General features: G+C 68.8%; 7 protein-coding genes. 4 read left to right on the top strand and 3 right to left on the bottom strand.

From position 1 onward, the window contains the following. Positions 1–1,873 (bottom strand): M28 family peptidase (locus VLA96_12690; protein ID HSE50058.1); only part of this gene is annotated, 1,873 nt, incomplete at its 3' end. A gap of 311 nt (positions 1,874–2,184) precedes the next feature. Here VLA96_12690 and VLA96_12685 point away from each other — a divergent pair. The 3 genes from VLA96_12685 (at position 2,185) to murJ (ending at position 7,113) form a co-directional block, all read left to right on the top strand. Continuing rightward, a complete protein-coding gene (locus VLA96_12685) occupies positions 2,185–2,559 on the top strand; it encodes a BlaI/MecI/CopY family transcriptional regulator (GenBank protein ID HSE50057.1) in 375 nt (124 codons plus the stop codon). Positions 2,560–2,561: 2 nt separating this feature from the next. Beyond that, positions 2,562–5,255, top strand: a complete 2,694-nt coding sequence (locus tag VLA96_12680) for a M56 family metallopeptidase (GenBank protein HSE50056.1) — start codon at positions 2,562–2,564, stop codon at positions 5,253–5,255. A 217-nt stretch (positions 5,256–5,472) separates the two neighbouring features. Beyond that, positions 5,473–7,113, top strand: a complete 1,641-nt coding sequence (gene murJ / locus VLA96_12675) for a murein biosynthesis integral membrane protein MurJ (GenBank protein HSE50055.1) — start codon at positions 5,473–5,475, stop codon at positions 7,111–7,113. A gap of 187 nt (positions 7,114–7,300) precedes the next feature. Here murJ and VLA96_12670 read toward each other — a convergent pair whose 3' ends face one another. Both VLA96_12670 and VLA96_12665 read right to left on the bottom strand, forming a co-directional pair. After that, positions 7,301–7,519 (bottom strand): hypothetical protein, encoded by a 219-nt coding sequence (locus tag VLA96_12670; protein HSE50054.1) that lies wholly within the window; start codon positions 7,517–7,519, stop codon positions 7,301–7,303. 97 nt (positions 7,520–7,616) lie between these two features. Continuing rightward, positions 7,617–8,096, bottom strand: coding sequence for a polymer-forming cytoskeletal protein (locus tag VLA96_12665; protein ID HSE50053.1), 480 nt, complete (start codon positions 8,094–8,096; stop codon positions 7,617–7,619). Between the two features lie 534 nt (positions 8,097–8,630). Between VLA96_12665 and VLA96_12660 the strand changes: the two genes are divergently transcribed. Further along, positions 8,631–11,077, top strand: a 2,447-nt coding sequence (locus tag VLA96_12660; protein HSE50052.1) for an RNB domain-containing ribonuclease, incomplete at its 3' end; no start/stop codon positions are given.

The following is an 11,077-nucleotide window of genomic DNA, read 5'->3' as shown; positions in this document are numbered from 1 at the left end:
GCTGGTCGGTGATGCCCTCCGCCTCCACCGCGAAGCGCGCGCGCTGCTCGGCCACCCACTTCTTGTCGGCCTCGGAGACGTTCTCCAGCGCAGAGGCGTCGAGGGGCGCGAGAACGAGACGGCGCGGACCGGGCGGATGCGTGACACCGCCGCCTGTTCCAGGGAAGATACCTCCGTCTTTGCCTTCGGCGTAGTATCCGGCGCGCGTGAGGAGGCTTCGGGTGAAATCTCCCGCTGCTCGTAGGTTCAGCGCTGTGGCACGTCTTAAGGCTGCTGACTCTGTCCTGCGCGAAAGAAGCTCATTCAAACGGTTCAGTCGCAGGCTCGCCTCCGCAGTCTTCTCGAAGTCGGATGCAGCGTGCCCGTCGTTGTTCCCCATCCACCACGCCCCCACCGCCGCGAACGTTCCCACCCGCTTGAACTCGCTCGCGTCCGTCTTGTCCATCTTGTCTTCCGACGTGTGGTGCGTCCAGTCCGGGTCGTGGCCGAGCATGGTCGCGGGGATTCCGAGCCCGAGGAACACTTCGTGGTCGCTGCCTAGCGCCAGCCCGATCTCCTCCGGCACCCACAGGTTCCGCGTGCCCGTTGGCGCGGAGAGGTTCGCCGCGCGCGTCTGCGCCAGCGCGTCCGCCATCAGCGCGTTCAGGAAGCTCGGCACCGAATCCGGCGTGCGCGTGAAGTAGAACCGCGAGTTGGTCTTCACGGTGTCTTCCCCGACCATGTCGAGGTTGAGCGCCGCGACCACGCACGGGTCTTTTTCTTTCCACGGCTTTACGGCTGAGCGCGGGTCGTCCCACGCGCCGCAGCGTCGCGTCTCCGGATGGTTCGCCACGTACGCCATCGTCCCGAAGAACTCCGGCACCCACATGAAGTGCAGCGTCTTCTTCGGCGACGGCAGCTTGCCCGCCTTGATGAGCGCGGCGTACGTCCGCGCGATCTCGAGGAGCGCGCCCGAGCCCGACGCGTTGTCGTTCGCCGACCACTTCGGGTGGTCGAGGTGCCCGACCAGGATGACCTCCTGCTCCGGGTTCTCCGTCCCGCGGATCCAGGCGTGCACCAGCGTCAGCTTGCCCGGGACGTAGCTCGCGTCGATCGTGCCTTTCACGCGCACCGGCCCTGCGCGCATCAGCCCTTGGATCCTGGTGTACGCCGTCTGCGAGATCTGGAAGCCGCCGCGCGTCGCCTCGAACTCCTCCGCGCGCGGCCAGATGCCGTTGTAGCGCGTCATGTCGGGATGCTCCGCGCGGTCCCCCGGCGGCGGATAGATCACCACCCCCACCGCGCCGTGCTTCAGCACCGCCTCGCGCACCACGTTCGCCGCGTACCCGTAGGCGAGCGCGACCTTCCCGCGCACATCCTTATCTTTGTAGTCGGCGTCCTTCGTCCCCGCGCCGACCTCGACCAGCTCGCCTTCCCACGTCCCGCCCTTCGAATACGACGACACGCACATCGGCACGTCGGCGTAGCGGCACACCGGATACGGCTTGAACTCCTTGTCCGCGCCCGCAGCCGTCACCCACAGCTCGCCCGAGCGCATCTCCCAGCCCGCCGGCGAGAGGAACGTCCCATACTTCGTCTTGCCGTCGGAAGGGAACTGCTCTTTTTTCGCGAAAACCGCTGCGCGTTCGTCCGTCAGGGAAAATCCTGCGGCCTGCAGGCTCGGCAGCACCACCTGCTCGGCGACGTCGGCCATCATCGGCGACCCCTGGATGCGGTGGTACTCGACGATGCGGCGCGTGTTCTCCTGCGCCTGCTCGCCCGAAAGCTCGCGCGCGATCGCGTCGAACGTCTGCTGCGGAACGAGGTGCCGCTCGGCGGCCGCCGCCGTCAAGGAGAGTGAGGTGAGGAGTACGGCAATGCTTGTCAGCTTCATGGCCCCGAGAGCTTAACAAATACATCCCGAGCCCACCGCGGCGGGCGAGGGAGCCCTATAGTTACGAGGCTCCTCCGTGAGTGTCATCCTGAGGAGCCCGCCGCGGCGGGCGACGAAGCCCTACCGCCGCGACACCCTTCCGTGAGTGTCATCCTGAGGAGCCCGCCGCAGCGGGCGACGAAGGATCTCATCGCGAAACCTCCGGCTTAGGTAGGGATTCCTCGGAATGTTTCCAAAGCCGCTCACCTTTTTCCCTTGACTTCGTCTGCTAATGTATTAGCATCTGCTAGTCCATTAGCACGGAGGTTCCCTTGGAAACCGCACTCGGCCGCCGCGAGCGCCAGATCATGGACGTCCTCTACCGCCTCGGCAAGGCCAGCGTCGCCGACGTCCTCGCCGCCCTTCCCGACCCGCCCACCTACTCCGCCGTCCGCGGCATGCTCCGCCTGCTCGAGGACAAAGGCCTCGTCCAGCACCAGCAGGACGGCCTCAAGTACGTCTACCTCCCCACCGTCGAGCCGGCCAAGGCGCGCGTCTCCGCCCTCCGCCACCTCGTCACCACGTTCTTCGGCGGCTCCGCGCAGCACGCCGCCGCCGCCCTGCTCGAGCTCGACCCCAAGCTTTCCGCGCACGACCGCAAGCGCCTCACCGCCATGATCAAGAAGGCCCAGCAGGAGGGACGTTAGCCATGCCGCACATTCCGACACTCGAACTCTTCTCGCGCGCGACTCTCGCGCTCCTGTTCGACATCACCCTGAAGGCGACCTTCGTCCTCGCCCTCGCGCTGGCCGCCGAGCGCCTGCTCCGCCGCCGCTCCGCCGCCGTGCGCCACCTCGTGCTCGTCGCCGCGCTCGCCGCCATCGCCGCCCTCCCCTTCGCCGCGCGCTTCCTGCCCACCATCTCGACCACGTGGCTGCCGAGCGTGACCCTGCCCGCCGTCGCGCCGGTGACGGAAGTCGCCGCGCCGCCGATGCAAGCCGCCACCCGACCGAGCGCAGTGCAAGCGCCAGTCAAGAATGATTTCGCGAACAACGACGCCACCGCGAAGTCCGCCCAGCAGCCCGCGACCACGAAGCACGCGCAGCAGCCGGCGAAAGGATCCGCCGCCGCCGTCACGACCACGACACCGCGCTCCGTTGCTCCGCCCTCCGGCTCCGCCACGACCGCGCCGGCACCGCCGCCCGCGCGCTGGCCGCTGTGGCTCGCCGCCGCCTGGCTCCTCGGCGTCTCCTTCTTCACCGGACGCGTGCTGCTGGGGATCTTCCGCCTGCGCGGCGTGCTCGCCCGCGGCGCCGCCATCACCGATCCGCGCTGGACCGCGCGCCTCCGCCAGGTCACCGCGGCGATGAGCATCCGCCGCCCCGTGCAGCTGCTCGAATCCGCCGACGTCGACGTCCCCATCACCACCGGCGTCATCTACCCGCGCGTCGTGCTGCCGCCCGACGCCGCCGACTGGTCCGAAGCCCGCGCGCTCGCCGTCCTCAACCACGAGCTCGCCCACGTCAAGCGCCTCGACGCCCTCACGCAGCTCCTCGCGCAAGCCGCGCTCGCCCTCCACTGGTTCAATCCGCTGGCGTGGCTCGCCGCCCGCCAGATGCGTCTCGAGCGCGAGAAGGCGTGCGACGACTTCGTCCTCGCCGCCGGCGCGCGCCCCAGCGAGTACGCCCACGACCTGCTCGAGATCGTCGCGCAGCTCGGCGCCAAGCGCGAATACGCCGTCGCGCTCGCCATGGCCCGCAAGTCGCAGTTCGAAGGCCGCCTGCTCGCGCTGCTCGACCCGCGCCGCAACCGCCAGGCCCTCTCGCGCGCCGCCGTGCTCGGCACCGCGCTGCTCGCCGCCGCGCTCGTGCTGCCGCTCGCCGCCATGCAGCCGCAGCAGGACGCGCCTCCGATTCCGCCCGCGCCGCCCAGCCCCCCGGCCGCCGCCGCGCCTCCGGCGCAGCCGGCTCCGCCCGCGCCGCCCGACGCCGACGAAAACACGCTGGTCTTCGGTGACGAAGCGCTCGCCGACGAGCAGCCCACTCCCGCTCCCACTCCCGAAGCCATCCCGCCCGGCGGGATGTTCGGCAGCGAGAGCCTCGCCCCCGTCGCCATGCCCGCGCCCGCCACCACGCCCCCGCCCTCCGCCGCGCCCCGTGCCGGCAGCGGCTCCGGCAGCGGTTACGGATACGGTTACGCGAGCACTCCGACGCCCGCGGTACCGCCCGCGCCTTCCGCTCCGTCGGCGCCTTCGGCCCCCGCGCCCATGATGGGCGGCGGCTTCCCCGATCCCGATTGCAAGTCGTCGTCGAAGACCACCAACGTCAGCATGAGCCACAACACTGACGACAACGGTTACCAGACGATGAATGGCACCTGGACGCGCGGCGAGTGCACCCTGCGCATCCACGCCGCCGGCAAGCTCGCCTTCAGCGCCGACGGCATGCAACTGCTCGGCATCACCCCCGACGACGGCTTCTTCGATGTCACCGAGGTCATCAGCGGCGCCACCCGCCGCGTCAAGGTCGAGCCCTCCGCCGGCGGACTCAAGTACACCTACTGGCGCAACGCGCAGCCGCAAGAGTTCGACGCCGCCGCGCGCGAGTGGTTCGGCCGCTTCATGCTCGAGTTCGAGCGGCACACCGGTTTCTCGGCGGCGACCCGCGTGCCGATGCTGCTCCAGCGCGGCGGCCCCAACGCGGTGCTGAACGAGGTCGACCAGATCGAGAGCGACTACGTCGCCGCGCTCTACCTCCGCACCATGCTCGACACGACCAAGGTGGACGCCGCCACGCTCCGCCGCACGCTCGAGCAGGCCGGCCGCCAGATCGGCTCCGACTACGAGAAGGCGCGCATCCTCATGGTCATCGCGCAAAAGTATCCGCTCGACGACGAGGCCGGCCGCTCCGCCTTCCTCACCAGCGCCGACTCGCTCAAGAGCGACTACGAGCACGCCCGTGTCCTGGTCGAGATCCTCAAGCGCCCCGGCATGTCGAAGGAGAACGCCCGCATGGCGCTCGCCTCCGCCGCCAAGCTCAACTCGGATTACGAGCGCGCCCGCGTCCTCATGACCATGCTCGACGCCCGCCTCGTCGACCCGACCATGCAGGAGATGTTCTTCAACGCCGCCAACGGCATCAAGAGCGACTACGAACACTCCCGCACCCTCATCGGCCTGCTCGACAAGGTGCCGCTCAGCCAGCCCATCGTCGTTCGCCTGCTCCAGGCGACCGCGTCCATCAACTCCGACTACGAGCGCGCCCGCGTCCTGACCTCGACCGCCTCGAAGTACGCCGTCACCGGCGAGGCCAAGAACGCCTACCTCCGCGCCGCCAACGGCATCAAGAGCGAGTACGAGCGCAACCGCGCCCTCTCGGCGCTGCTGAACTCGACCCGCATGTAGGCTGGCCGTTTCTCAACATCCCGAGCCCGCCGCGGCGGGCGAGGGAGTCCTACAGGAACGACGCTCTTCCGTGAGTGTCATCCTGAGGAGCCCGCCGCGGCGGGCGACGAAGGATCTGACTCGGCAGTCTGCCGCCGATCGCGCTTCCCCGGAATGTTCTTGAAAGTCACCAGCGACTAGTAGAATCGCCGGAAGCGACGTGTAGAATTCCCGCTTCATGGCTGAAGACCGCCCGCCGTCCTTCGCCGCCCGCGCGCTCCGGCTGCTCCGGCCCTCGCACGAGCATTCGGCGTACTCCGCGACCGTCCTGCTCATGGCCGCGGTGCTGCTCTCGCGCGTCATCGGCTACGTGCGCGAGGCCTACATCGCCTGGGCTTTCGGCGCCGGCCCCCAGACCGACGCCTACGTCGCCGCCTTCACCCTCCCCGACTGGCTCAACTACCTCGTCGCCGGCGGCACCGCCTCCATCACCTTCATCTCCATCTTCACGCGCTACTCCGCCGAGGGCAGGGAAGAGCAGGCTCAGAAGGCTTTCAACATCGTCGTCACCGTCATGACGGCCGTGCTGCTCGCGGGCGTCGGCCTCGCCGAGCTCTTCACGCCGCAGATCGAGCGGCTCCTCTTCCCCAGGTTCTCGCCCGAGCAGTTGGCCGAGTGCGTCCGCCTGACCCGCATCCTGCTGCCTGCGCAGATCTTCTTCTACGTCGGCGGCGTGGTCTCCGCCGTGCTGCTCTCGCGCCGCCTGTTCCTCTTTCCCGCGCTCGGGCCGCTGCTCTACAACGTCGGCATCATCGCGGGCGGCGTCCTGCTCTCGCGCCGGATGGGGATCGCCTCGCTCGCCGTCGGCGCCGTCGCCGGCGCGGTTGCCGGACCATTCCTCATCAACGTCATCGGCGCCGCCAGGGGCGGCCTGCGCTTCTCGCTCGACTTCGACACCTCCCACCCCGGCTTCCGCGAGTGGGTGCGCCTGACCATCCCGCTGATGCTCGGCGTCTCGCTCGTCACCGCCGACGAGTGGATCCTGCGCTTCTTCGCCTCCGGCGGCTCCGGCGACATCACCCGCCTCAACTACGCCAAGCGCCTGTTCGCCGTGCCGGTCGCCGTCCTCGGGCAAGCCGCCGGACAGGCTTCGCTCCCGTTCTTCGCGCGACTCTGGGGCGAGCAGCGCCGCGACGAGTTCGCTGCCACCGTCAATGCCTCCATTTACCGCGTGAGCGCGCTCGCTCTGGTCGCCAGCGCCTGGATGGCCGCCGCCGCCCTCCCGCTCGTCGACCTCGTCTATCGCCGCGGCATGTTCAAGCCCTCCGATTCTCACGAGACCGCCATCCTCTTCTTCTGGTTCGCGCTTTCGCTGCCCTTCTGGGCCGCGCAGGGCCTCTACGCCCGCGCCTTCTACGCCGCCGGCAACACCATGACCCCGATGGTCGCCGGCACCATCGTCACCGTCGCCTCGCTCCCGCTCTACTCCGCGCTCTTCGCGCGCTACGGCGTCGCCGGCCTCGCCATCGCCTCCGACCTCGGCATCCTGCTCCACACCCTCGTCCTCGCCGCGCTCCTGCACGCGCGCGGGCTGGTGCTGCTCACCGGATTGCGCTGGGGAGAACTGGGGAAGGCCATCTTCGCCGGCACCGTCGCCGCGGTCGCCAGCTTCGGCGCCTCGAAGTTCGTCTACCTCGACGGCACCCGCTGGGCCGACCTCGAGAACCTTGCCCTCGTTACGCTGACCTGGGCGGCCGTGGTCGCCGTCGTGCTTTGGGTGACTGGGTCGGAGCTGCTGGGAATGTTGTGGCGCCGCCTCGGCCCGCCCGACCCCGCGCCTGCCGACGCCGCCCGCGAAGAGCGCGGTACCGCCCCCTAACACCGGCGGCCTGACCTTGATCGTGTGGAGGCGGGCGACTCGCCCGCCAAAAGGATCCAGCGCCCGCGCCCCTCGCGCTCGGCGCTGCGAAGCAGCGCAAGAATGCGCAGCCCACGGCGCTAGCCGTGGGTCACGGTGTCACAAATAGATGGAGAGCCCCTTCAGGGGCGACAGGACCCGGCCGTGCTTAGGACACCCGCGCCGTCTTCACGATCCGCATCTCGTTCCAGTCGTAGGTGAACTTCCGCCCGCAATCGAGACACACCACGTAGTGCGACGGCCCGACTCCCACCGGCTCCCACGAGGCGCTGCGCGAGGTTACCGCCGCGGTGGACGCGGTGAAGGGCTGCGTGATCCGCCGGTGGCGGCAGGTGAGCGCGAGCAGTTGGAGCATTTTCTCGACCATGACGAGGGTCCTTGCTGGCCAGAGCTGGTGTGGGTGAAAGGGAGAGCGGGCGTTCGCCGTGGAGTGCGCCCTCGACCCCGAGGGCGCGTAAACCCGACTAGGCGCTGGCGGCAGCCGCCGTCGTCGAGCTCGCCGTCGTCGACGGCATCTTCTCGTCCGACTTCCCGTTGGCGCGCTGGCCCGGCTTCTGGATGTCGATGCCGCCCTTGAAGAACGCGCCATCTTCGATCGAGATGCGCTGCGCCACCACGTCGCCGGTCAGCGACCCTTCGTTGCGGATGTCGACCCGGTCCGAGGCGTTCAGGTTGCCCTTCACCTTGCCGATCACCACGATCTCCCGCGCCACCACGTTGGCGTTCACCACGCCGTTGCGGCCCACCGTCACGCGGTTGCCGGCCAGGTTGATCGCGCCTTCCACGCGCCCGTCGATGTACAGAGACTCAGAACCGGTGACCTCGCCCTTGATCACGAGCGACTTCCCGATGGTGGCCTGTTCGTTGGTATTGAGAGCGGCGTTGCGCGGCGCGCTGGCCGGCGTGGGCTCGCCCATCGGATTCAGGTTCTGCGGATTCGTCATTGCGGTCTTCTCCGGTTCGGGGGTGGTGGTCTTTGGTGCTTGCGGTGCCGGGGTGCTCGGCGTGGCGGGCTTCCACATATCGATGTCCTCTGTCGGTCGTGAAGCGCTGCGGACCTGTGGAGCCCACTCGCGCGAAGTTCCTGGGTGTCGAGCGGCCGTGGTTGCGGTCCGCCCGGTTTACTGCTGCCTGGGGGATGTCCAGGCATCCGCACGTCCCGTGCCAAACAGAGTTCCTGTTCGTTGTCCTGTTGGGCGACTGCGCTCAGCGCGGGGTTGCTGCATCCGCGACCGCCTGCATCCGATTCGAAATGCAGCCTCAACCGCGAACTCGAGCGTAAATCTTGCGCCGCATTCGGCATCTCTTACATCCGGTGAAGGCCCTATGAGGAAAATTGTTTCGCGCTTAGCATGGGATTAGGGGAAAAGAAGCAATTGGCGACTAGCGATTAGCGGTCAGAGAACGCGCCGAAGCGATCCGTTCTGGCTAATCGCTAACTGCTAATCGCTAATCGCCTGTGGCCAGCGAGACACATTGTGCTTTCCGACCAACAGATCGTAGAGAGGATAGGCCGCCAGCCCAGTCGATCCGCGGGCTTCAAGCAGCTCGTCCGCGAGCTCGGCCTGCGCGGTGGCGCCGAGCGCCGCGACCTTCACCAGCGCCTGGACCGCCTGGTCCGCCAGGGCGAGCTGGTCGAGCTGCACGACGACCGCTGGGGCCTCCCCAAGAAGCCGCGCGGGCAGGAGCACGGCGCCCGCCCCGGCCGCCCCACTGCTACCGGCCGCCTCTCCCAGCATCGCGACGGCTTCGGCTTCGTCATCCCCGACCGCGACTCCCTGAAAGACCGCATCTCCGGCGACATCTTCATCCCGCCGCCCGCCATCGGCACCGCCATGCACGGCGACCGCGTCCTGGTCGAGCTCGGCCAGGTCCGCCCCGACGGCCGCGCCGAGGGCCGCATCCTCAAAGTCCTCGGCCGCGCCCACGACACCGTCGTCGGCGTCTTCCACTATGGCCCGAAGGCCAACTTCGTCACCCCCATCGACGAAAAGCTCGCCCTGGACATCGTCATCCCCCGCGGCCTCGAGCACCCGCCCACCGGCGAGGCCGATGTGGCGCGCTCGCCCTCGAGCGCGCGGAAGGGCAGATCCCGCGACCGCGTCATCGGCTCCGAAGCCCGCGTCACCTCCGCCTGGGAAGACCTCGAGGGCGTGGTCGTCGACGTCGAGATCACCGACTGGCCCACGCAGACGCAGAGCCCGCGCGGCCGCGTCCTCGAGATCCTCGGCTTCGAAGACGACTTCGGCGTCGACGTCGAGATCATCATCCGCAAGCACCACATCCCGCACCGCTTCCCCGAAGCCGTCATCGCGGAAGCGCAGTCCTTCCCCGCGACCATCGACCACGGCGAGCGCGAGCGGCGCCACGACTACCGCGACCTCCCCATCGTCACCATCGACGGCGAGACCGCCCGCGACTTCGACGACGCCGTCCTCGTCCGCCGCCTCGACCACGGCGGCTACGAGCTCCAGGTGCACATCGCCGACGTCGCCCACTTCGTCACCGAAGATTCCGCGCTCGACCGCGAAGCGCGCCTGCGCGGTAACTCCGTCTATTTCCCCGACCGCGCCGTCCCCATGCTTCCGGTCGAGCTCTCCAGCGACCTCTGCTCGCTGCGCCCGCAGGTCGAGCGCCTCGTCATGTCTTGCGTCATGGAGGTCGACCCCAGGGGCGAGATCACCGGCTACCAGCTGCACGAGGGCATCATCCGCTCCGCCGAGCGCATGACCTACACCAACGTCCAGCTCATCCTCGATGGCGACCCCGCCCAGCGCCGCCACTACGCGCCCCTGGTCGCCGATTTCGACCTCATGCGCGAGCTCGCCGAGATCCTCAACCGCAAGCGCGTCCGCCGCGGCTCCGTCGACTTCGACCTCCCCGAGCCCCAGATCGAGTTCGACGAGCAAGGCATGATGGAGAGCGTCACCAAGTCCGAGCGCCAGTTCGCCCACCGCCTCATCGAAGAGTTCATGCTCGCCGCCAACGAGTGCGTCGCCAGCTACCTGGAAGAGCGCGTCGCGAGCCTCTACCGTGTCCACGAGAAGCCCGACCCCAAGAAGCTCTACGAGTTCGAGACCATCGCCGCCAGCTTCGGCTACTCGCTCGGCGTGGGCGCCCTCCCCATCCGCCGCATGGAGACTCGCGGCGACCGCCGCGCGCGCCACGGCACCGGCCGCCACGCCCACATGATCGAGCTGCCCGAAGAGGTCCACATCACGCCGCGCATGTACCAGAAGCTCACGCAGAAGATCGCCGGCAAGCCCGAGGAGCGCATCCTCTCCTACCTCATGCTGCGCTCGCTCAAGCAGGCGCGCTATTCCGAACAGAACCTCGGCCACTTCGCGCTCGCCGCCCCCACCTACACGCACTTCACCTCGCCCATCCGCCGCTATCCCGATCTCATCGTCCACCGCCTGCTCAAGCAAGTCCTGCACGACGAAGCCGCCGCCGCCGAGCATCGCCGGCACGAGCGCCGCCAGAAGAAAGCTCCCTCCGGCTCCGGCACGCCGCCCCACAGCGAAGCTCCCAGCCCCTGGTCGAAAAGAAACGATGAGGGTGGGCGCCGGCGACCCGCCGCCCCAGAGGCCGAGAACGTCCGCGCACTCATCCCCCTCGACGTCCTGCACGAGATCGCCGACCAGTCCAGCCAGACCGAGCGCCGCGCCGACGACGCCGAGCGTGAGCTCATCGAGTGGAAGAAGGTGAAGTTCATGCGCGACCGCCTCGGCCAGGAGTTCGAAGGCCTCATCGTCAGCGTCACCAAGTTCGGCCTCTTCGTCGAGCTGCTCGACCTCTTCGTCGAAGGCCTCGTCCCGCTCGCCACCATGACCGACGACCGCTACACCTACCGCGAGAACACCAAGCAGATCGCCGGCGAGCGCTTCGGCCGCCGCTTCTCCCTCGGCGACCGCGTCCGCGTGCT

Source organism: Terriglobales bacterium (genome assembly GCA_035457425.1).
GTDB lineage: Bacteria > Acidobacteriota > Terriglobia > Terriglobales > Acidobacteriaceae > JACPNR01.
Note: the sequence above shows the minus strand (reverse complement) of the source record. Positions and strands in the feature narration are given on the sequence as shown.